Consider the following 23558-nt stretch of genomic DNA (forward strand, 5'->3'; position numbering starts at 1 on the left):
GGGAAAACATCATCGAAGCGGCCATGGCCGGTGCCAGCGGATACATCGTCAAGCCCTTTACTGCAGCGACACTGGAAGAAAAGATGAACAAAATCTTCCAGACCATGAACAAGTAACGCATACACATGGCAAACCGACCTGCCAGGTCAGCCTAGAGGAGAAGCTATCGTGCCGGATCACATTCTAGATAGCGGAGATTCACCGGATCTCGAAGCATTGTTCGACAGTATTGCCAGCCAGCAAAAAGAAACCGCCGAACCCCAGCCCGCAGCCGCAACAGCAGCACAAAGCGCCAGTACGCCGCAAAGCGGCAATGAAGAGATGTACGAGCAGATTGGCCAGATCACCCGAAAAATGCACAATGCCCTGCGCGACATGGGCTACGACAAGTCGCTGGAACGGGTGGCCGATGCCATTCCGGATGCACGCGATCGCCTGAGCTACATTGCCTCGCTCACTAAGGGCGCAGCCGACCGGGTATTGAATGCCATTGATGTGGCCCAGCCGCTGCAAGATGACCTGGGTGGCAACGCGAAAGCCCTGTCAGAACGCTGGAACCTGCTGTATGCCAATCAGCTGTCTACCGAAGAATTCAAGCAACTGGCCAATGACACTCGCCAGTACCTGAATCAGGTACCACAACAAACCCACGAAACCAGCACCCAATTGCTGGAAATCGTGATGGCACAGGATTTTCAGGATCTCACCGGCCAGGTCATCAAGAAGATGATGGACATGTTCAAGACCCTGGAAGCCGAAATGCTGACTTTGCTGGTCGAGTTCTCGCCAGAACACAAGAAAGGCGCACTGGACAGCAGCCTGCTCAATGGCCCTGCCATCAATCAAGAAGGCAATCCGGACGTGATGTCCAATCAGCAGCAAGTAGACGACCTGCTGGGCAGCCTGGGCTTTTGACATTGCCACGCTGCAAAAAAGCACTCCACCAGGCCCTGATATGTTCAGGGCCTTTTTCTTGCCCCGCACCGTCACCACCATCCTGGCCGACTGATGGCCGAAACCGCAGGCATGGCCAAGTTCAAACCCGGCAACAACCTGGTCAAAAGTACTGGAAAACACATTCCAGCCAGATTGTTGTTTTTTATTCATAAGCAAACTATTTTGACAATTTAAATCGCAGCAACAGAAATATTATATATTTATCACATAAAAATATTTTTCATGATAATTTTTTAAACAAAATGTTAATAATATAGGTTTTTTTCATCACAACACACCGCAATTAAGTAATTGTATTTTATAGTGCAATCACGGTGGACTCTGCCACGCGGACCTTGGGTTGCTTGTTATAGATTATTTTGAAGTGAGAACAGCCATGTTTAACAAAAAGCTACACGCCAAAATTGACGGCCAAGAAAAATTACTCGGCCAGAAACAGGCAATCATCGATGCGATTAATCTTTCAACAGCCAGTGTCACGTTTGATATTAATGCCAATGTAGTAGAGTCCAACAGCCTGTTTCAGAAGGTGATGGGATACAGCGATGAAGAGCTGAAAGGAAAAAATCATCGCGACCTCTGTGACAGGAACTATGCAAACTCAAATGATTACAAACAATTCTGGGAAAGCCTCCGATCCGGCAAACCCTTTGCCGGGCGCGTAAAACGGCTGGGGAGCTCCGGGCAGGATATCTGGCTGGAAGCCACCTACAACCCAGTCAAGGACCCATCAGGAAAAATAACCGGCTTCGTCAAGTTTGCAACAGATATCACCGACCGAGTCGAAGAAGCCGCTCATAATAAAGCCGTTCTGGATTCGGTGAATCGCGTCATGGCATCTATCGAATTTACGCGCGAAGGCGTCATCACCACGATTAACCAGAATTTTGTGCGCATCATGGGATACAAGCTTGAAGAGCTTATCGGCAAGCACCACAGCATGCTCTGCCCGCCCGATTTTGTGCACACTAAGGAATATACGCAGCTGTGGGAACAACTAAGAGCTGGCCAATTATTTTCCGGCCAGATAAAGCGTATTGCCAAGGATGGAACAGTACGTTGGCTGGAAGCCAGCTACAACCCAGTTTTTGACGGCAATGGCAATGTAATATCCATCATCAAATTTGCCACCGACATCACCAAAAACATCATTACCCAGCAACAAGAGCACGATAGCGCACTATTTGCATTCAATACCTCTCAGCAAACCAGGCACTGGGCAGAAGAAGGCGTAAATAATATAACTGACAGCGTTGCCTATATTGAAAACATGTCGCAGCAAATTGCCACTGCCGCAAAAAGTGTTCAATCGCTGGGACAGCACTCTCAACAAATCAATACGATTGTGCAAACAATCAAAGACATTGCCGATCAGACCAACCTGCTAGCATTGAATGCTGCAATTGAAGCCGCACGCGCAGGAGAAACAGGCCGAGGCTTCGCCGTTGTGGCTGATGAAGTTAGGAAGCTTGCCGAAAGAACGTCATCATCTACTGCTGAAATTTCAGGAATGGTAACGGCAATCCAAAGCCAGACTAATACTGCGGTACATGATATGGACCAAATTAAAAGCCTGGTGGCAGACAGCGTTGAACAGGTAAACAAGGTAGGAACAGTAATCAACCAGATCCGCCAGGGAGCAGACTCCGTGGTAACGGCGATCCATCAAATAGCCTTGGACAAAGGGATTAAATCATCCTGATGATTAGCATTGCCCAAACCCTATAACAGCCACATACATTACCGCAGGAATTGACAAGATGAATTGGCAATCCTGCTTGTGGCTTAAACTACTGCTGATAAACAAAAAAGCCCTGAATAATCAGGGCTTTTTTGTAGATATCTGGCGGAGAGGGGGGGATTCGAACCCCCGTTAGGGTATTACCCTAAACACGCTTTCCAGGCGTGCGACTTAAACCACTCATCCACCTCTCCAGATGGCTGCTGCATTTTGTGCAACAGAGAAAGCGATATTACACGCGATCTGTAAAATTGACAAGAGCCAATGTGCAAATTGCAATGACTCTCCACCAGCCTATCTGCACATCCATGCCTTACCTGCAAGTATTGCCAGTTGACTTGCATGCTGCGCTACACTGCGCTATCCCCTCGCAGAAGACCTCCGCCATGTTGCACATCATCACGCCCCGTCTGCAATTGCGGGAATTCACCCTGCAGGATGCATCGTTGCTGCTGGCATTGCTGACCGACCCGGATTTCATTCGCAACGTCGCTGACCGTGGCATACACACTCAGGCCCAGGCCATCGACTACCTGAGCCGTGGTCCCCTTCTTGCTTACCTGCAAGACGGTTTTGGCCTGTGGTGCGTGGAACGGCGGGATGATGGCGTGGCCATTGGCATGTGTGGCCTGATACGCCGTGCCGGCCTGCTGGATATTGATGTCGGCTACGCCTTGCTGCCCGCCTGGCGGGGACAGGGTTATGCCAGCGAAGCGGCTGCCGCCTGTGTGCAATATGGTTTGCACAGCCTGCAACTGAAGCGCGTGGTTGCTTATGTAAACGCAGACAACGCTGCTTCACGCCGGGTTTTGGAGAAAGCCGGGTTGCATCACGCAGGCCCAGTTTTGCTGCCGACATCCGAACAAACGGTGGAACTGTATCGCTCCGCCCCAGGCTGAGCGCTGGCTGCCGTTAAGGGTGCGTTGCAATATTTGGCAACAATTTGCCGGTTTTTTCTTCACGCGCCCGCCATGTGCTTACGCTAATATCCCGGTAGCGCAAAGCTGCCATTCCTACTCATTGGCAGCCACATAAAAGTGCGATAGTCAGGCCACCCTACCCCAGCATGCACGCCAGAGAATGTCTATTGGCAAGCAAGAGGAACCTTGTGCTGCAACAGGGCGGCATCTTGTCGCGATACCAAGCATACCGGCCATGCTCGCAGGCCTCTGGCAGGAAGGCAGTTTCCCCCGATGTGGATTGTTGAAACGGCATTGCGCCGGCCCTATACCTTTATCGTGATGGCGATTGTCATCCTGCTGGCTACTGTTCTGGCGGTATTGCGCACTCCGGTTGATGTACTGCCGGAAATCGACATCCCGGTGATCAGCGTGATCTGGGGCTATAACGGCCTGGCACCGCAACAGATGGCCGACCGCATCACCCAGTCCAACGAGCGCATTCTTACCACCACGGTAAACGATATCGAGCATATCGAGTCGCAATCGCTCAACGGCATTGCGGTGATCAAGATTTTCTTCCAGCCCAATGTCAATATTCAAACCGCTATCGCCCAGGTGGTGTCGGTTTCGCAGGCCGTGGTACGGCAGATGCCCACCGGCACCACTGCGCCGCTGGTAATCAAGTACACCGCCTCCAGCGTGCCGGTGGTGCAGCTGGGCATGTCCAGCAAGACCTTGTCAGAACAGGATGTGTTCGACGCTGCGGTCAATACCTTACGGCCACAACTGGTCACCATTCCCGGCGTGGCCATTCCTTACCCCTATGGCGGCAAGGTGCGTTTGCTGTCGGTGGATCTGGACCTGGCCGCCATTACCGCCAAGGGCATGACGCCAGCCAATGTGGTGAATGCCATCAGCAGCCAGAACCTGATTCTGCCTGCCGGCACCGCCAAGATGGGCGATACCGAATTCAATATCGGCCTGAATGGCTCTCCCACCAGTATTGCCGGGCTGAACAATCTCCCGGTGCGCAGCAGCAATGGGGCCACCACCTATCTGGGTGAAGTGGCACATGTGCGCGACGGCTATTCGCCGCAAACCAATATCGTGCGGCAAAACGGCCAGCGCGGGCTGCTGCTGTCGGTGTACAAGAACGGTGGCGCGTCCACGCTCAGCGTGGTGGACAATCTGAAAAGCCTGCTGCCCACGGTGACGCCGCTGCTGCCCAAGGGGATTGAGGTGTCGCTGCTGGCCGACCAGTCCATCTTCGTCAAGACTGCGGTGGAAGGGGTGATTCACGAGGCGCTGATTGCCGCCGCACTCACCGCCATCATGCTGCTGTTGTTTCTGGGTAACTGGCGCACCACCTCCATCATTGCGGTGTCGATTCCGCTCTCCATTTTTTCCTCGGTCATCCTGCTGCACGCAGTGGGTGAAACTATCAATGTAATGACGCTGGGCGGCCTGGCGCTGGCAGTGGGTATTCTGGTGGACGACGCCACCGTCACCATCGAAAACATTGAGCGCCATCTGCACATGGGGGCGGACCTGCACACCGCCATTCTGGAAGGGGCTGGAGAAATTGCCATTCCGGCCTTTGTCTCTACCTTGTGCATCTGCATCGTGTTTGTGCCGATGTTCTTTCTGGAGGGCGTGGCGCGTTACCTGTTTGTGCCGCTGGCAGAAGCGGTGGTGTTTGCCATGCTGGCTTCCTATGTGCTGTCGCGTACGCTGGTACCCACGCTGGCACTGTTGCTGATGGGCCATCAGGGCCGCAGCGGGCGGGTAACGGCCTGGATTCACCAGGTACACCAGCGCTTCAACCACCAGTTTGACAAGCTGCGCAGTGTGTATGTGCTGCTGCTCAGCCATCTGCTCACCCATCGTCGCCGCTTCATGGCCGGGTTTCTGGCCTTTTGCCTGCTGTCTTGCGGCCTGTACCTGTTACTGGGGCGCGACCTGTTCCCCACGGTGGATACCGGCCAGATCAAGCTGCACATGCGCGCGCCCACCGGCACTCGTATCGAGAACACCGCCCGGCTGGCCGACGGCGTGGACAGTGCGCTGCGGGAAATCATTCCGCCGCACGAGCTGGATACCATCATCGACAATATCGGCCTGCCCTATTCCGGCATCAATCTGTCCTATAGCAACTCAGGCACCATCGGCACGCTGGACGCAGACATCCTGATTTCGCTGAAACCGGGCCACCATCCCAGCGCCGACTACATCGAGAAAATCCCGCCGCTGCTGGCCAAGCGCTTTCCGGGCGTGGAGTTTTTCTTCCAACCGGCGGACATCGTCACCCAGATTCTCAACTTCGGCACCCCATCCGCCATCGACGTGCAGATTTACGGCAAAAACATGGCAGACAACCATGCTTTTGCGGCCAAGCTGGCCGACCGCATCAAGGGTGTAAACGGCGCGACTGATGTACATGTACACCAGCGACTGGATGCACCGGCGCTCAAGCTGGACATGGACCGCACCCGCCTGCAAGGCATGGGGCTGAATGCGGTGGATGTGGCACAGAACCTGTTGCTGCCGCTGTCTGGCAGTCAGCAGACCCAGCCCACCTTCTGGCTGAACCCGGCCAATAGCGTGGTGTACAACATGCAGGCGCAGACACCGCAATACCGTATCAATGCGCTGGACGATCTGCTGCAACTGCCCGTCAACCCCGCTGGCATCAGCGGCAGTACGCCACAGCAACTGGGTAATCTGGTCAGCACCCGACCAGGGCGCGAAGCGGCCATCGTCAGCCGCTACAACATTCAGCCAGCGGTGGACATTTACGCCAATGTGCGTGGACGTGATCTGGGCTCGGTAGCCAGCGACATCCAGCAGCTGATCAAGCAGTCACAAGCCGAGCTGCCCAAGGGCAGCAAAATCACCCTGCGCGGTCAGGTGGAAACCATGCAGTCCTCCTACACCGGGCTGGGGCTGGGCATTCTGGGTGCCATCGTGCTGGTTTACTTGCTGATCGTGGTGAACTTCCAGTCCTGGCTCGATCCCTTCATTATCATCTCCGCCCTGCCGGCAGCCCTGGCCGGCATCGCCTGGATGCTGATCCTGACCGCAACCAATCTGAGCGTGCCAGCACTGACCGGTGCCATCATGACCATGGGGGTTTCCACTGCCAACAGTATTCTGGTGGTGTCCTTTGCCCGCCAGCGCCTGCACGAAGGCCTGCCACCGTTATCTGCCGCGCTGGAGGCCGGGGCCACCCGCCTGCGTCCGGTATTGATGACCGCGCTGGCCATGATCATTGGCATGATTCCCATGGCCATCGGCATTGGTGATGGCTCGGAGCAAAATGCCCCACTGGGCCGCGCCGTGATTGGCGGCCTGCTGTTTGCCACCGTATCCACCCTGTTCTTTGTTCCGGTGGTGTTTGCCAGCTTCCACAGCCACCTGGCCAAGCGCCGGGCGCAAGCGCACCGCCCTGACGACGACAGCCCGGCAACGCCGGTGCAAGCCTAGGACCCCAGCATGACAAATCAGCGCCACACCAATCAGGGCGTGCCGGCCTTCCACCACGATACCCTCCCCGGCCTGGATGGCCGTGACAAGGTAGCCCGCCGCGCCCGTACCGTCACCATCCTCATCGTGCTGCTGTTGCTGGCTGGCCTGGGCCGCACCTTGCTGGCCAGACAGGCCAATGCCGACACGCTGGCCAAACAAGCCAGCCAAAACGCCATCCAGCAAGTACGCGTGGTACAGGCGCAGAACAATCGCCATGACAATCAGCTCACCCTGCCCGCCACCTTGCAGGGCATCAGCGAGGCGGTGGTGTATGCGCGCAGCAGCGGTTACGTCAAACAATGGTTCAAGGACATCGGCCAGCCGGTGAAAAAGGGCGAACTATTGGCCGTACTGGACACCCCCGACATCAACAAGCAGGTAGACGAAGCCGCAGCCAGCCACGAACTGGCGCGCACCGCCTACCAGCGCTGGAGCCGCCTGCGCGCACAGGATGCGGTATCGCAGCAGGAGTTCGACGAAAAGACTGCTGCCTATCAGCAAACCGCCGCCAGCCTCAAGCGCCTGCGCGATCAACAGGACTTTGGCCGCATCGTGGCACCGTTTGACGGCATCATCACCAAGCGCAATATCGACAACGGCAGCCTGATCAATGCGGGCAACGGCGGCAGCGGCCAGTCGCTGTTCAGCGTGGCACAGGTAAACAAGCTGCACCTGTATGTTTACCTGCCACAGGAGCGTGCCAGCCAGGTCAAGGTGGGCGACAGCGTCGACATCCTGGCCGGAGACAACGCCAAGGTTGTAGCAGGCAAGGTGGCGCGCACTGCCGGTGCCATCGACCCGGCCACCCGCACCCTGCAAGTGGAAGTGGTGCTGGATAATGCCGGCGGCAAACTGCTGCCCGGCCTGTATGTAGAAACACGCTTCAAGCTGAAGAGCCCGGCGGGACTGACCCTGCCCACCAATACACTGATCTTCGGCGCCGAGGGCAGCCAGGTGGCGGTGGTGGATAAACACAACAAGGTAAAGCTGCAAAAAGTGCTACTGGGTACGGACTACGGCAAAGACATTGCCATCAAGTCTGGCCTGAGCGGCAAGGAGCGCATCATCCTCAACCCCTCCGATGCCATCCGCAACGGCCAAAGCGTGGCTATTGTGGCCAGCGGCAACAGCGAGTAAGCCATGCGCACCACGCCCACCCTGCTGTTTGCTAGCGTGCTGCTGGCTACGCTCGCTGCCTGCTCTGCCATTGGCCCGGATTACCAGCGCCCCGTCATGGCCGACCTGCCCGCCAACTGGCAGGGTAGCGGCAACTGGCACACCGCCAGCCCGGCCGACCAGCAAGCCAAGCAAGCCTGGTGGCTGCAGTTTGGCGACGCCACGCTCAACCGGCTGGAAGCCGACTGCATCGCCAGCAATGCCACGCTAAAACTGGCGCTGGCCCGCCTGCAACAGGCCCAGGCCCAAGCGGGCATGCATGCGGCGGCCACCCTGCCCACGGTCAGCGCTGGTACCAGCATCAGCCGCAGCCGTATTTCCGCCGAGCGGCCGCTGACCAATTACCAGTCCAGCAATAGCAGCACCATCCAGAACGACTACAAACCCACGCTGAACGTAAGCTACGAATTCGACTGGCTGGGCCGGGTGCGCCGTGATGTGGAAAGCGCCAGGGCCAGTGCCGCGCAAAGCCAGGCCGACAGCGAAAACGTGCGCCTGCTGCTGACGGCCCAGCTGGCCGCCGCCTATTTCCAGCTGCGTCAGCTGGATGAGGAAAGCAGGCTGTTGCAGCAAACCATCCAGCTGCAACAAAAAGTGCTGCAGCTCACCGAAATCCGCCACCGTGAAGGACTAGACGCCGCCAGCGCACTAGCCACCCAACAGGCTAGCCTGCAAGCGGCGCAGGCCCAGCTCAGCCTGCTGGGCAATCAGCGCCAGCAACAGCAAGATTTGCTGGCCACCCTCAGCGGCCATCCTCCGGCCAGCAACTTCCAACTGGACGCCGCCACCCTGCCCACCACCACGCCGCAGATTCCGGCAGGGGTTCCAGCCGACCTGCTGCAGCGCCGCCCGGACATTGCTTCGGCAGAACGGGCGATGGCAGCTGCCAATGCGCAGATCGGCGTAGCCAAGGCGGCCTGGTTCCCGCAGCTCACCCTGTCGCCCACCTATATCGGCTACGAATCCGCCCAACTGGCCAAGCTGATTTCCGCTCCAGCCCTGGTGTGGGCGCTGGGCCTGCAGGCCGGCCAGACGCTGTTTGACAATGGCAAGACCCGCGCCGGCATCAACTATGCCGAGGCAGGCTATCAAGCTGCCGCAGCCAGTTATCGCCAAACCGTGCTACAGGCAATGCAGGAAACCCAGGACGCCCTCTCCACCCTGCAAGGGCTGAATCAGGCCAGCCAGCAACAGGGGGCCGCCGTCAGCAACCAGCAACGCGCCTATGATATTTCCCTGCTGCGCTACCGCGAGGGGCTGGACAACACCCTCACGCTGGCCATCAATCAGCAAAGCTTGCTCAGCGCTCAACGCCTGCAATCGCAGCTGCGTGGCAGCCAGTTTGTCTGGAGTGTGAATCTGCTGAAAGCATTGGGCGGTAATTGGCAGGCCCCGGCTTGATACCGCCATTGCCGGGCAGTGGTAAAACAAAACCCGCCAGCTGGCGGGTTTTATATGGCGACGGCAAGGACTGCGGCACTCAGGCCTGCACGCGCAAGTCCTGCAGGCCGTCCTCTGCCGGGATATCCACATAGCGGATCAGGCCGGGCAGATCGTCCGGCAAGGCGGTTTCTGCCGTGGCACCTTCCAGCAGTGCCAGCACCGGCTGCAGCACCACGCGGCGCAGCAGGCCCTCGTCCGCGCTCAAGGCATCCAGCCGCAGGCTGTAGGTCCATTCATCGCCAAACGGCGATTCGTCATCTTCCCAGCGCAGCAGGCGGCCAGCCTGATTCAGCCACGGCTGCCAGCCGGTAGCCGGGAAGCCGACATAGGCGTCGTAATCAAAGCTGAATTCACAAGTCCAGTGCGCAATGTGCAGCACCGAGCCGCATGGCTCCCCCTCCCCACTCCCACCCAGGCGCGGCACACCGTCACCAGCCAGGCTGATCTGGAAATTGAGAAAGGCCACAATGGTGTCCTTGCGCTTTTTCTTTTGCAGCAGCGGCAGACTGCAGCACAGTGCCTGGCGGGATTCACCCCGCTTTTGCTGCTCGGTCAGCGGCTTGCCCACGGTGCACAGCCCGCTGGCGGGCAAAGCCTGCTGCAGTAATTCAATCAGCGCCTGCTCCAGCTGCTTGGCCTTGCGCCAGGCTTGTTCCGCATCGCGGGCGGAGGCATCGGCCTGTGTGTTCTGCATCTTGGTTTCCAGTCTGTTCGGCATGATGGATGCCGGAGTCAAGTGCGGATGATAGCCGGATTTACCCGTTGCCGTCCGCCGCTTCGCATCAAACCCTGCGCATTTTCTGCTGATGGACGTAAAAAAACCGGCCCCAGGGGGCCGGTTTGATAATGCAAGACCGATGAATCAGGCCAGCAGGTGGTTGTTGAGCTCGCGCATGCCGGCAGACAGCATGGCCAGATCCAGCACGCTGAAGGACTGCAGCTCGGCAAACATCTGGTAGCACAGTTCCAGCTCGCTGCGGCGCTTGGCCAGCCAGGCATCGGCAAAGGCCTTGTCACCCGAGGCTTCGCTGAACGCCAGCTTGGCCAGCTTGCGATGCAGACGATACAGGTCGTCACGCAGCGCAGAGCGGGCCAGCGACTGCCAGCGGTTGTCACGCGGCAGGCCGGTAATGGCGTCACGCAGCCAGTCCAGTTGCAGATTGCGTCCCAGCTGGTAGTAGTTTTGCGCTACTTCGTCCAGCGACAGTTCGTCGCCTTCGCTGATTTCGATGATGTCCATCAGCGGTACGGCAAACTCCAGACGCGCCAGCACGCTGGCCAGTTCCTGCGGCATGTTCGGCAGGCTCAGGCGGGCTTCCAGTTCGGCCACGGCCGGGTACTGCTTGGCATCCACCAGGGCCGGCAGACGTGCCAGCAGTGCCTGCACCTTGCCAGCGTACTGTTCGATCACGGCATTCACCGAGGTGAACGGACGCTTGTTGCGCAGCACCCAGCGGGTAACGCGTTCGATCAGGGTACGCACCAGCACCATCATTTCCATCTGCTGGTCAGCCGGGATCAGGTTGTCCAATGCTTCGATCTGGCCCCACAGGCTTTCCGCATCAAACACGCGGCTGGCAATCCACCAGGCGCGGGCGATGTCGGCAGCGGAGAACGGCGACTCTTCCTGCAGGCGGAACACGAAGGTGGTGCCCATGCGGTTGATGATCTGGTTGGCCAACTGGTTGGCGATGATTTCGCGACGCAGCTGATGCTGCTGCATCTGCGCGCCAAAACGCTGTTGCAGCGGCTGCGGGAAGTAGTTCACCAGCACCGGCAGGAAGTCGGCATCGTCCGGCACATCGGTAGCCAGAATGGCCTGATCCAGCGAGATCTTGCTGTAGGCCAGCAGGACCGCGATTTCCGGCACGGTCAGACCTTGACGCGCCAGACGGCGTTCGTTGATCTGGGTTTCCGACGGCAGGTATTCGATTTCGCGGTTCAGCTCGCCGGTTTTTTCCATGTGCGAAATCATGCGCGCATGGGTGGACAGCATGGATGCTGCTTCCAGACGCTTGATCGCCAGAATCTGGGTTTGCAGTACGTTGTTACGCAGCACCAGATGGCCCACTTCATCGGTCATCTCGGCCAGCAGCTCATTACGCTGTTTCAGCGTCATGTCACCGGCTTGCATCACTGCGCCCAGCAAGATCTTGATGTTGACTTCGTGGTCGGAGCAATCCACACCAGCGGAGTTGTCGATGGCGTCGGTAGCGATACGGCCGCCAGCCAGCGCAAACTCGACACGGCCCAGCTGGGTGCAAGTCAGGTTGCCGCCTTCGGCTACCACACGGGCTTGCAGCTGGTTGCCATTGACACGTACCGGATCGCAAGCGCGGTCGCGGGCGTCAGCGTGGCTCTGGGTGGAGGCCTTGATGTAAGTACCGATACCGCCGTTGTACAGCAGGTCGATCTTGGCCTTGAGGATTTCATGGATCAGCTCGTTCGGCGCCATGTGGTCCTTGTCGGTTTCCAGCCAGGCCTTGACTTCAGGCGACAGCGGAATGGATTTGGCCGAGCGTTCGAAAATGCCGCCGCCCTTGGAAATCAGCTCGCGGTTGTAATCGGCCCAGCTGGAACGCGGCAGATTGAACAGGCGGGCGCGTTCGGCAAAGCTGGTCTTGGCGTCCGGGGTCGGGTCCAGGAAGATATGCAGGTGGTTGAACGCGGCCTTCAGGCAGATGTGTTCGGACAGCAGCATGCCGTTACCGAATACGTCGCCAGCCATGTCACCAATGCCGATCACGCTGAAATCCTGCTCCTGGGTGTTGATGCCCAGATGGCGGAAGTGACGCTTGACCGATTCCCAGGCACCACGGGCGGTAATGCCCATGCCCTTGTGGTCGTAACCGGCGGAACCGCCGGAGGCAAAGGCATCACCCAGCCAGAAGCCGTAGGATTCGGAAATGCCGTTGGCGATGTCGGAGAAGGTTGCGGTGCCCTTGTCGGCAGCCACCACCAGGTACGGATCATCCGGGTCCAGACGGCGCACGTCCTTGGGCGGAATGATCTGACCGGTCACCAGGTTGTCAGTCACGTCCAGCAGTGCGGAGATGAAGATCTTGTAGCAGGCGATCCCTTCGGCCAGGAAGGCTTCACGGTCGCTCGGTGCCGGCAGTTGCTTGCCAACAAAACCACCCTTGGAACCCATCGGCACGATGACGGAGTTCTTCACCATCTGCGCCTTCACCAGACCCAGCACTTCGGTACGGAAGTCTTCCATGCGGTCGGACCAGCGCAGGCCGCCACGGGCTACCTTGGAGCCGCGCAGATGCACGCCTTCCACACGCGGGCTGTACACCCAGATTTCAAACATCGGGCGCGGTTGCGGCAGGAAGGGAATCTGATTGGATTCCAGCTTGAAGGAGATGTAGGACTTGAACTCGCCGTCTGCCGCCTTCTGCCAGAAGTTGGTACGACGGGTAGCCAGAATCACCGCCAGGAAGCCGTTCAGGATGCGGTCTTCATCCAGGTTGGCCACATTGTCCAGTTGCTCTTTCACTTCTGCCAGCAGGGCATCGGCGCGGGCATCATCGGCATGGGCCGGGTCCAGGCGGGCCACAAACAGCGCCACCAGACGACGGGTGATTTCCGGATAGTTGGCCACGCACTGTTCCAGATAGTTCTGGCTGAAGGTGAGGCCACCCTGACGCAGATACTTGGCCAGTGCGCGCACCAGCGAGATTTCACGCCAATCCAGGCCAGCAATCAGCGCCAGACGGTTGAAGCCGTCGTTTTCGCAACGCTTGGCAAATACCTGGGCCAGCAGTTCCTGGAAGTCCTTCTGCACCGCCTCGCTGGACATCTGCTCGAAGAAGGCACCCACATCCAGGCCAAAGTCGCTGATCCACACTGCGGAGCCGTCTTCGCGCTCAACACGGTAAGGATGTTCGTCGCTTACCTTCACGCCCATATTTTCCAGAATCGGCAGGCTGGCGGACAGACTCATCGGCTCGCCTTCGCGGAACAGCTTCAGGTTGAATGCCTGATTGCCGCGATGGAAAGGACGGTACAGTTTCATCGCCAGCGGGCGACTGGCGGAAACGGATTCCAGCAGTTGTACGTCCAGCACGGCATTGCGTACGGCAAATTCTTCGCGATAGGACAGCGGGAAAGCAGTGCGGTAACGCTTGAACAGCAGGTTACCAGCTTCTTCGCCGTGTACTTCCACCAGTTGCTGGTGCATCTCTTCCACCCAACCACGTACCAGACGGGCGATTTCCGCCTCGATGTCGGATTCGCGGAAGGCCGGCAGCTTGGAGGCATTGGTACGGATGATGTAATGCACGCGCGCCAGCGAGCTGTCGCTGATCTGCACACTGAATTCAGCCGAATTGCCATTGAAGGCCGCCATCAGCACTTTTTCAATCTTCAGGCGCACTTCGGTATTAAAGCTGTCACGCGGCACGTAGACCAGGCTGCTGACATAGCGGTGGTAACGATCCTTGCGCACAAACAGGCGCACGCGCGGGCGCTCTTGCAGGCTGACAATGCCTTCGGCGATCGGGCCCAGCACATCGGCCGGAATTTCAAACAGCTCGTCGCGCGGGTAGCTTTCCAGCACAAAACCCAGGGTCTTGGCCTTGTAGCTGTCGTCCACGTAGTCGCAGTTGGCCACCACGCTGGCCACTTTCTGACGTACCAGCGGAATGTCTTTCGGGGACGCCTGATAGGCACCGGCAGTGTACAGGCCCAGGAAGCGGCGCTCGCCAACCACTTCGCCCTTGTCGTTAAAGCGCTTGATGCCGACAAAGTCGACATAGGCCGGACGGTGGATGATGGAGCGGGTTTGAGATTTGTTCAGGATAATCAGCTGCGGCAGGTGTGCCAGTTCACGCAGCTCTTGCGGCAGGGTTTCAAAGCTGGCGGAGTATTCCTTGTCGCCCTGGTCCTGCAGAATGCCCAGGCCGGAGCCCTTGACGATCTTCAGGCTGTCCTTGCCGTCGCGCTTCACCAGGTCGTAGTCGCAATAGCCCATGAACAGGAAGTGATTGGCGGCCATCCAGCCGAGGAAATCCACAGCTTCCTTGGCTTCCCCCGCGCGTTCGCCCTTGACCTTGGCCAGGTCCTTGCCGATTTCACCCACCACGGCGCGCATTTTCGGCTCGTCGCTTACCACCAGGCGGATGTCGGCAATGATGCGGTTCAGTTCGGCTTCCAGCTTTTGCAGGGTGGCGGCATCGCTGACGCGGTCGATCTGCACGTGGATGAAGGATTCCAGCGGCAGGCTGCGGTCTTGTGTGCGTTTGACTTCCTGCAGATTGCCATTCTTGTCGCGGCCAACCGACAACACCGGGTGCACCAACAGATGCAGATTGATGTTGTAGCGCGACAGCAGCATGGAGATGGAGTCGATCAGGAAAGGCATGTCGTCGTTGACAACTTCAATCACCGAATGGGTGCTCTGCCAGCCGTCGCGTTCGAAATCAGGTGTATAGATACGTACCTTGTGCTGGCCGGCGCTACGCTTGCGCGCGAACTCAAAATGGGCCAGTGCGGCACCGAACAGGTCCAGCGAGGAATACTGGCGCAGGTCGGCATGCTCGGTTTCTTCGAAGTAAATCGGGAAGAATCCGGCAAGTTGTTGTGTCTCCTTGGGTGAAAGCTTGCTCTCGGCAACGGCCTGGATATCAGCAATCAGGCTCGCCAGTTCGGTCTTGTTGGTAAGCGACATGGGGCTTCTCTTGTTGTATGCACGGTTTGTGTCGGGGCATTGTAGTAAGCCCGCTACCAGCGGGATTTCCTTAATGCGACATCGACTTACAGAAAGATGGGATGCAGTGCAGCATGAAAAACCGGCACCCGGTACGGCACTGGTTTTTCTCCCACTATTTGCCTTATAGCAATGCGACGGCCAATTACAAAAAGGCTGTGACAGCCTACATTGTATACAATCCTACAATCAACACATAAGTGCATGATTTTGATGATGTTTCACAATGTATACAAACTGGCGTAAAATGCGCCCCTTCGCAATTTGGCGCTATCCACCCCAAATGCGACTGATTGTTGGGCAGGGAGTTTCCGTGCCACCATTGCCTGGCGTCTTCACAGGAGGCGCATGCAGGCATAACAACAACAGGTTCCGGCCACGCTGCCCAGGCAGCCATCCCATCAGCGCCGGGTTTACAAAGTAAGACCACGGGAACAAGCAGCATGCTTGCTCCCTGCATGCGAGAAGCAGAGACACATATGAAGAAGGTTATTTTTGCGGCTGCCGTTGCAGTCAGCCTGTCCGGTTTTGCCAGCCACGCAGAAACCATCCGCTTTGGTGTAGACCTCAACTACCCGCCTTTCTCCAAGCAAGGCGCAGATGGCAAGCCGGAAGGCTTCGACATCGACATGGCCCATGCCCTGTGTACCGCCATGAAGGTAAGCTGCCAGATCGTGCCGCAAGACTGGGACGGCCTGATTCCCGCACTGAATGCCAACAAGTTTGATGCCATCCTGTCTTCGATGCAGATCACCGAAGAGCGCAAGAAGGCCGTCGACTTCAGCAACAAGTACTACAACATCGCCAGCCGCATCATTGCCAAGAGCAATACCCAGGTCACCCAGACCGCGTTCAAGGGCAAGAAGATCGGTGTGCTGCGCGCCTCTACCCAGGAAAAGTTTGCCCGTGATTTCTGGGGCAAAAATGGTGCCACCATCGTGGCCTACACCAAATCGCCTGAATCCTTCCTCGATCTGAAAGCCGGCCGCGTGGATGCCGTGTTTGTGGACGGCGCAGTGGGTGAGCAGGAATTCCTCAAGACCGATGGCGGCAAGGGTTACGCCTTTGTCGGCCCCAACTACGCCGACGTGAAGTACTTCGGCCTGGGTGCCGGTGTTGCCGTGAAAAAGGGCAATCAAGCCCTGGCCACGCGTATCAACAAGGCCATCGAGCAGATCCGCAAGGATGGCAGCTACAAGAAAGTACAAGACAAGTACTTCCACTTTGACGTCTACGGCGGCTAAGCCCAGCACGTCTGCTGCATAGCCCTGCCCGCGTCAGCAGCCCGCCTGCTGGCGCGCAGGGCAACACACCACAACAAGACCTACCGGAGAAAGCATGTTCAAGTCCCTCATGGTGCTGGGCGCGTGCGCGCTCGGCATGGCTGCTGCTGCCCAAGCCGAAACCCTGCGCTTTGCCACCGATGCCAGTTACCCGCCGTTTTCCCAACAAGGCCCGGACGGCAAGATGAAGGGCTTCGACCCTGATATCGCCCAGGCCCTGTGTTCTGCCATGAAAGTGACCTGCGAAGTAGTGCCGCAGGATTTTGACGGCATCATCCCGGCCCTGCAGGCCCGCAAATTCGACGCCATCATCGCCTCGATGAACATCACCGACGAGCGCAAGAAGGTGGTGAGTTTTTCCGACAAGTACTACAACATGCCCAGCCGACTGGTGGCCAAACAGGGCAGCCAGATCAACGACGCCTGGTTCAAGGGCAAGAAGATTGGCGTGCTGCGTTCTTCCATTCAGGAAAAATACGCCCGCGACAACTGGGTGAAGCTGGGCGCAAAACTGGTGTCCTATGCCAAGGCACCGGAATCCTTTCTCGACCTGAAGGCAGGCCGCGTGGATGCCAGCTTTGTCGATGCCGCCGTGGGTGACTCCGACTTCATCAAGACGCCGTCAGGCAAGGGTTACGCCTTTGTCGGCCCGGAGTACAACGAGGTGAAGTATTTCGGTGAAGGCGCTGCGGTAGCCGTGCGCAAAACCGATGCAGCCTTGCTGGCACGTATCAACAAGGCGCTGAAGCAGATTCGGGCCGACGGCAGCTACGACAAGATCCAGAAGAAATACTTCAGCTTCGACATCTACGGCAAATAAACCGTTGCGGTGGCGCGGGCTGGTCGTCGTCCGCGCCGTCCCTTCCCGGGAAATACAGGGGTAGTACATGTTTTTACACGGATATCTTCCCAGCATCCTCGACGGAGCGGTGCTGACACTGAAGCTGGCAGCGGCATCGCTGGCGGTTTCGGTGCTGCTGGGCCTGATTGGTGCCATGTTCAAGATGGCCCCGTCCAAAGCCTTGCGCACACTGGCCGAGCTTTACTCTACCGTGGTACGCGGCGTGCCGGACTTGGTGTGGATGTTTTTGCTGTTCTTCGGCGTGCAGATGCTGCTGAACGATGCGGCCACGGCCATGGGCTGGGCCGCACCGGACATCGACCCCTTCATTGCCGGTGTGCTGACACTGGGTTTCATCTTTGGTGCCTACATGACCGAAACCTTCCGTGGCGCCATCATGGCAGTGCCCAAAGGACAGATGGAAGCTGGTGCCGCCTATGGCATGGGTCCGCTGCGTATTTTCCTGCGCATCACCTTTCCGCAAATGGTGCGCTTTGCCCTGCCCAGCTTTACCAATAACTGGCTGGTGCTGGTGAAATCCACCGCACTGGTGTCGGTGATTGGCCTGAACGATGTGATGTACCGCGCCGATGCGGCCAAGTCCAACACCCAGGAGCCGTTCACCGTCTACATGCTGGTGGCGCTGATCTTCCTGGTGATCACCAGCGTGTCCAACATCCTGCTGGGCATGCTGGAGCGTCGCTATTCCACTGGTCTGAAGGAGAACGGCCTGTGATCGACTTCCACCTTATCCTCGACAAATTGCCGGCCTTTCTGGGCGGTGCCGATGGCCAGCCACTGCTGAGCACCAGCGACGGCATCGTGATGACCCTGGAGCTGCTGGGGGCGTCCTTGCTGCTGGGCATGCTGCTGGCTGTGCCGCTGGCCTTGGGCCGGGTATCAAAAAACCGTCTGCTCGCCGGCAGCGTCTGGCTATACACCTATATCTTCCGTGGCACGCCCTTGCTGGTGCAGTTGTTCATCATCTATTACGGCCTGTCGCAGTTTGACGCCGTGCGCGACAGCTGGGCGTGGCAATACCTGCAGGATGCCTGGTTCTGCGCCATTCTGGCCTTCACCCTCAACACCGCCGCCTATACCACGGAAATCATCGCCGGGCAGATCCGCACCACCCACTGGGGCGAAATCGAAGCCGCCCGCGCCATGGGCATGAGCAAGTGGCTGATGATGCGCCGCATCGTGATTCCTTCCGCCCTGCGCCGCGCCCTGCCGGCCTACAGCAACGAAGTCATCATGATGATGCAAAGCACGGCAGTGGCCGGTCTGGTCACGCTGGCCGACATCACCGGGGTGGCACGCCGCATCTACAGCGACACCTATATGGCGTTCGAGCCCTTCCTGATTGCCGGGGCCATCTATCTGGTACTCACTTTTGTCTTTGTCTGGCTGTTCAAGCAGGCAGAGCAACGCTGGCTGGCCTATCTGGCCCCGCGCAAGCATTGACAGCGTGGGCAGCCACCTGGCTGCCTTCTTTCAGCAATGGCCGGCTGTTGGCATGACAGCGGCGCGATGAAACCTTATACAAGGGTTGCAAGCATGAAACACAACGACGCGGCACAAGCCACCGATATCAAACTGCGCGTGAGCGACCTGCACAAAAGCTATGGCAGCCACGAAGTACTCAAGGGCGTGTCCCTCACCGCCCATGCCGGTGACGTAATCAGCATTATCGGCTCCTCCGGCTCCGGCAAAAGCACCTTCCTGCGCTGCATCAACATGCTGGAACACCCCAACAGCGGGCAGATCCAGCTGGGCGGCGAAGAACTGCAACTGGTAGCAGACAAAAAAACCGGCGCCCTGCGTGCCGCCAACCACAAGCAACTGGAGCGCATCCGTACCAAACTGGCCATGGTGTTCCAGCACTTCAACTTGTGGGCGCACATGACGGTGCTGGAAAACATCATCGAAGCCCCCATCCATGTACTGGGCCTGTCGCGTGACGAAGCCATTGCCCGCGCCCGCAAATACCTGGACAAGGTGGGCCTGAAGGACGTGGAAGGCAAATACCCGTCTCACATGTCCGGCGGCCAACAGCAGCGCGTGGCCATTGCCCGCGCCCTGGCGATGGAACCGGAAGTGATGCTGTTTGACGAACCGACTTCAGCACTGGACCCGGAACTGGTAGGCGAAGTGCTGCGCGTGATGCAGGATCTGGCACGCGAAGGCCGCACCATGGTGGTAGTCACCCACGAAATGGGCTTTGCCCGCGAGGTGTCCAACCACGTGATTTTCCTGCACAAGGGCAAGATCGAAGAACAAGGCAACCCCAAGGACGTGCTGGTCAATCCGCAAAGCGAGCGGCTTGCACAATTCCTCTCCGGCAGTCTTAAATAAATCGTACAATGCCACACTGAAATAGCAGCGCCACACCGTCAGCGGTATGGCCTGCTTTTTTGGTATAGTGCTCACTTTTTTTGTAACCATGGGTCAATCAATGCACGCTGCCAAACCGTTACGCTACGGTTTTCTCCTGCTTCCACACGCTTCCATGGCCGACTTTGCCATCGCCAGCGAAGTGCTGACCCGGGCCAACCAGCTGGCCGAAAAAAAGCTGTACGAATTCCTGCCGCTCTCGCTCAATGGCTTGCCGGTGGCCATGTCCAACGGCCTCAAACTGCCGGTGGACCTGCCACTGGCCTATGCGCCCAAACTGGATGGCCTGTTCATCCTGGCGGACGACATCACCATCGATGTCAATCTGGACGAATTGCTCAAGAGCATCAGTGGTCTGCATACCGACAAGCTACCCATCGCCGGCATCGGCTGCGGCAGCTACTGGATGGCACGCGCCGGGCTGCTCAATGGCTTTCGTTCCACCATACACTGGCAGGAAATCAGCCGCTTTACCGAAGAATTCCAGGACGTCATCGTGTCGTCCAATCTGTACGAAATCGATCGCTGCCGCATGAGCTGCGCCGGCGGTGCCGCCACCCTGGATTTCATGCTGTCGCTGGTGGGCAGCCTGCATGGCCATGAATTCACCGCCCGCCTGTCGGAAATGTTCAGCATCGAACGGGTGCGCCCAGGCAACGAACGCCAGCGCATTCCGCTGGCCACCCGCATTGGTGGCAGCCAGCCCAAGCTGACTGAAGCGGTCAGCCTGATGGAAGCCAATATCGAAGAGCCGCTGACCACCGATGACATTGCCTACTATGTCGGGGTGTCACGCCGCCAGCTGGAACGCCTGTTCAAGCAGTACCTCAGCACCGTGCCATCCAAATACTATCTGGAGCTGCGCCTGAGCCGCGCCCGCCAGCTGCTGCAACAAACCAGCAAGTCCATCGTGCAGATCGGCCTGGCCTGCGGCTTCTCCAGCGGGCCACACTTCTCCAGCACCTACCGTAATCACTTTGGCATCACCCCTCGCGAAGAACGCGCGCAGCGCACCCAGGTGGTCGTCGAGCCACGCTAGCCTGACGTTGGCACCATGCAAAAGAGCCGCATTGCGGCTCTTTTGCATACGGACAACAGCAGGATTACTCCGGAGTCATCGGCTCGCCCTCAGACACGGTTACCGTCTGTGACAAGGGCAATTCAATACGGAAGCAGGCACCACTGGCGGGAATGTTTTCGGCGCTGATCAGACCGCCATACTGCTCGACAATGGTCTGGCAAATCGACAAACCCAGCCCCATGCCGTTTTGCTTGGTCGAAAAGAAAGGGTGGAACAGCACTTCCAGCGATTCTGGCGAAATACCGCGCCCGGTGTCGCGTACTTCCAGGATGGCTTTCTTGCCCTCACGCCGGGTGTGAATGATGATATGGCGCTTCATCACCGGCTCATCCCGTAGCGCATCCATGGCATTGGATAACAGATTAAGCACCACCTGCTCCATCTGGATGCTGTCCGCCATCACCGCCATCGGATACACCGACAGCAGTTGCACCATCTCGATACTGCGCTCTTTCAGGTCGTACTCGGCCAGGAACATGCAGTTACCAACCACCTGATTCAAATCGATCAGGCGGATTTCCATCGCCCGTTTGCTTACCAGCGCCCGCAGCCGCTTGATGATTTCACCAGCACGGTCAGCCTGTGCCACCGCCAGTCGCAAGGCAGATTCAACCTGTGGCCGGCTGTCTTCACCAAACTCCAGCAATTGCAGCGATGCCTGGCAGTAATTTGAAATGGCAGTCAGCGGCTGATTCACCTCATGCGCAATACCCGACGCCATCTCGCCCATGGTGTGCAGGCGCGCAACATGAGACAGCTTCTCCAGGTGCTCTTTCACCCGCAACTCACTGGCCTCCAACGCCTCAGCCGCCCGCTGACGCACCGGGCCCATATCGCGCAAGGCACACACCACACCAGTCAGGCTGCCGCTACGGGAAAACAGCGGCGCAATCGCTCCCTCTACCAGTCGCACATGCCCTCTGGCCGTCGCTAGCTGCATGCGTTCGGGCAGCACCACCGTATGTGCTTCGCGATAGCATTCGCTGATGGGATCCTCAGCCAGCTCGGATGACAGCTCACCAATCAGCCGGAACACATTCTGAAAAGGTTGGGCGGTAACTTCCTCGCGGCTGACCCCAAGCAGTGAAAGCGCCATGGGGTTAGCCATTTCAATGCGTTGCAGGGTATCCAGAATGATTACCCCGTCATGCACGGCATTCAGTGCCACTGCCGCCCGCTCGCTCTGTAAAAACAGCGCCTCATCGGCCTGGCTCTGCGCTCTGCGCATGGCCAGACGCTGGCTGTAGATCAACCACAGCGAAATCACCAGCGACAGAATCAAGCCCTCACGCAGCAGCAGGCCCATCAGTTTGAAATCGGACAGGAAAACATCCTTGCCAACCCGCAAGGTAAATGGCTGGGATTCACTGATCAAGGGCAAGCCAACATCCAGACGAGCCAGGATCGGCAACCAGTTATCACTGCCCTGATGCTTGCCATGTGCGCTGTAGATGGCAGTTCCACTATTGCCCGATGCCTGAATCGACAAGTCCAGATCAACTGGCACCCCTTCATTGGGCGCAATGGTTAACAGCTTCTCGCAATACACCACCAACGCCACCACGCCAATCAGCATCCCACGCCCTGCGGAAGCACCACCGTCTTCTTTTCCAAGAAATACCGGTTGCATCAACAGATACACCCGGCCACCTTCGTATAAATCAAACGGTGCCGATGCCACCTTGTGCCCGGTCCGGATCGCGCGTTGCATATCAGCAGCAAAGCGCGGCTCATGCAGAACATCAAAACCGTAAACCGAACTGGCTGTCGGAATATCCGGTTCTATCATGGTCACGACCAGATGCTGGTCACGTACCGGAGCGGGCAACCAGCTGCGCCGCCCCGAGATATCAAAATCGCGGATAAAAAAGGTTTTACCAAAGCGCTGTTGCATTTCATCAAGAAAAGCAACGCGATTGTCCCTGGTAACATTCTGGAAGAATTCAAAGGTATAAAGCTGGGAATAATGCGCCAGCAATTGATGCGAAAATGACTTGAGCACTGGCATGTCAAACTTCTGCCGTGACATCAGCAAAGCATCAACAGCAGCCAAAACCGACTCGTTCTGATCAAGCTTGCGCGCGATGACACCATGCGCCAAACGTGCGCTGCGATCAAACTCTTCCTGAATGCGCTGGTATTCGGACATGGCCCATTGCACACCAACCATCAGCGCAACACCAAGCCATATCAGGACAAACAAGTGCAGTCGTTTTCGCGGAAATTCAGCCAAGGGATTCTCTCAGGCTAGCAAGATAACAAGACGGTCAGGAGGCCTAATCCGGCCGGGTATTGTAACCTCGCCTGCCTGACAGTGACAGCGTAGTACTGCTTAGCAGTCTGACCGCATTCGGCGAGTAGCTAATTACTGTCGGCCAATTCCAAACAAGCATCCCAATTGGTAAGCCTCTCAAACTCCACAGGCATGGATTGATAAATAGCCACCATAGAATGCAAAAAGCCCAGCTCGATTGAGCTGGGCTTCTAATGGGGAGTCTGGCG

At 57.8% G+C, this 23558-nt stretch carries 14 protein-coding genes, 1 tRNA gene and 2 pseudogenes; 13 read left to right on the forward strand and 4 right to left on the reverse strand.

The genetic code is table 11. The features are described from left to right. The 3 genes and pseudogenes from ACODR9_RS23250 to ACODR9_RS23260 all read left to right on the forward strand — a co-directional run. A pseudogene (locus tag ACODR9_RS23250) lies at window positions 1-116 on the forward strand (response regulator); the annotation flags it as partial. Window positions 117-168: 52 nt separating this feature from the next. After that, entirely contained in the window at window positions 169-915 is a 747-nt protein-coding gene (gene cheZ / locus ACODR9_RS23255; protein WP_488812860.1) for a protein phosphatase CheZ, read from the forward strand. A gap of 487 nt (window positions 916-1402) precedes the next feature. Continuing rightward, a pseudogene (locus ACODR9_RS23260) lies at window positions 1403-2572 on the forward strand (methyl-accepting chemotaxis protein); the annotation flags it as partial. A 229-nt stretch (window positions 2573-2801) separates the two neighbouring features. Here the strand turns inward: ACODR9_RS23260 and ACODR9_RS23265 are convergent. Beyond that, window positions 2802-2892: transfer RNA gene (locus ACODR9_RS23265), tRNA-Ser, on the reverse strand. Between the two features lie 192 nt (window positions 2893-3084). Here ACODR9_RS23265 and ACODR9_RS23270 point away from each other — a divergent pair. The 4 genes from ACODR9_RS23270 to ACODR9_RS23285 all read left to right on the forward strand — a co-directional run bounded on the left by ACODR9_RS23270 (window position 3085) and on the right by ACODR9_RS23285 (window position 9702). Beyond that, entirely contained in the window at window positions 3085-3597 is a 513-nt protein-coding gene (locus tag ACODR9_RS23270) for a GNAT family N-acetyltransferase (protein ID WP_488812862.1), read from the forward strand. Between the two features lie 294 nt (window positions 3598-3891). After that, on the forward strand, window positions 3892-7083 hold the full coding sequence (locus ACODR9_RS23275) for an efflux RND transporter permease subunit (RefSeq protein ID WP_488812864.1): 3192 nt from the start codon (window positions 3892-3894) through the stop codon (window positions 7081-7083). A 9-nt stretch (window positions 7084-7092) separates the two neighbouring features. Then, window positions 7093-8262 carry an efflux RND transporter periplasmic adaptor subunit gene (locus tag ACODR9_RS23280; RefSeq protein WP_488812866.1) on the forward strand — a complete coding sequence of 390 codons (1170 nt, stop codon included), beginning with the start codon at window positions 7093-7095 and terminating at the stop codon, window positions 8260-8262. A gap of 3 nt (window positions 8263-8265) precedes the next feature. Then, on the forward strand, window positions 8266-9702 hold the full coding sequence (locus ACODR9_RS23285) for an efflux transporter outer membrane subunit (RefSeq protein ID WP_488812868.1): 1437 nt from the start codon (window positions 8266-8268) through the stop codon (window positions 9700-9702). A gap of 79 nt (window positions 9703-9781) precedes the next feature. Here ACODR9_RS23285 and ACODR9_RS23290 read toward each other — a convergent pair whose 3' ends face one another. Together ACODR9_RS23290 and ACODR9_RS23295 are read right to left on the reverse strand one after the other, a co-directional pair. Further along, window positions 9782-10438 (reverse strand): hypothetical protein, encoded by a 657-nt coding sequence (locus ACODR9_RS23290; protein ID WP_488812870.1) that lies wholly within the window; start codon window positions 10436-10438, stop codon window positions 9782-9784. 168 nt (window positions 10439-10606) lie between these two features. Then, window positions 10607-15418, reverse strand: a complete 4812-nt coding sequence (locus ACODR9_RS23295) for an NAD-glutamate dehydrogenase (RefSeq protein WP_488812872.1) — start codon at window positions 15416-15418, stop codon at window positions 10607-10609. 518 nt (window positions 15419-15936) lie between these two features. On the opposite strand from ACODR9_RS23295, the gene ACODR9_RS23300 reads away from it, so the two are divergent. The 6 genes from ACODR9_RS23300 (at window position 15937) to ACODR9_RS23325 (ending at window position 21014) form a co-directional block, all read left to right on the forward strand. Next, window positions 15937-16701, forward strand: coding sequence for an ABC transporter substrate-binding protein (locus ACODR9_RS23300; protein WP_488812874.1), 765 nt, complete (start codon window positions 15937-15939; stop codon window positions 16699-16701). A gap of 94 nt (window positions 16702-16795) precedes the next feature. Further along, entirely contained in the window at window positions 16796-17560 is a 765-nt protein-coding gene (locus ACODR9_RS23305) for an ABC transporter substrate-binding protein (protein ID WP_488812876.1), read from the forward strand. A 67-nt stretch (window positions 17561-17627) separates the two neighbouring features. Beyond that, window positions 17628-18317, forward strand: a complete 690-nt coding sequence (locus tag ACODR9_RS23310) for an ABC transporter permease (RefSeq protein ID WP_488812878.1) — start codon at window positions 17628-17630, stop codon at window positions 18315-18317. Beyond that, window positions 18314-19045 (forward strand): ABC transporter permease, encoded by a 732-nt coding sequence (locus tag ACODR9_RS23315; RefSeq protein WP_488812880.1) that lies wholly within the window; start codon window positions 18314-18316, stop codon window positions 19043-19045. Before ACODR9_RS23310 ends, ACODR9_RS23315 begins: the two co-directional genes overlap by 4 nt. Before the next feature lie 93 nt (window positions 19046-19138). Beyond that, a complete protein-coding gene (locus ACODR9_RS23320; protein ID WP_488812882.1) occupies window positions 19139-19936 on the forward strand; it encodes an ABC transporter ATP-binding protein in 798 nt (265 codons plus the stop codon). Between the two features lie 100 nt (window positions 19937-20036). Continuing rightward, window positions 20037-21014, forward strand: a complete 978-nt coding sequence (locus tag ACODR9_RS23325; RefSeq protein ID WP_488812884.1) for a GlxA family transcriptional regulator — start codon at window positions 20037-20039, stop codon at window positions 21012-21014. Window positions 21015-21078: 64 nt separating this feature from the next. Here ACODR9_RS23325 and ACODR9_RS23330 read toward each other — a convergent pair whose 3' ends face one another. After that, a complete protein-coding gene (locus ACODR9_RS23330; protein WP_488812887.1) occupies window positions 21079-23289 on the reverse strand; it encodes an ATP-binding protein in 2211 nt (736 codons plus the stop codon). Window positions 23290-23558: the final 269 nt, after the last annotated feature.

The organism is Aquitalea sp. FG25 (assembly GCF_057809375.1).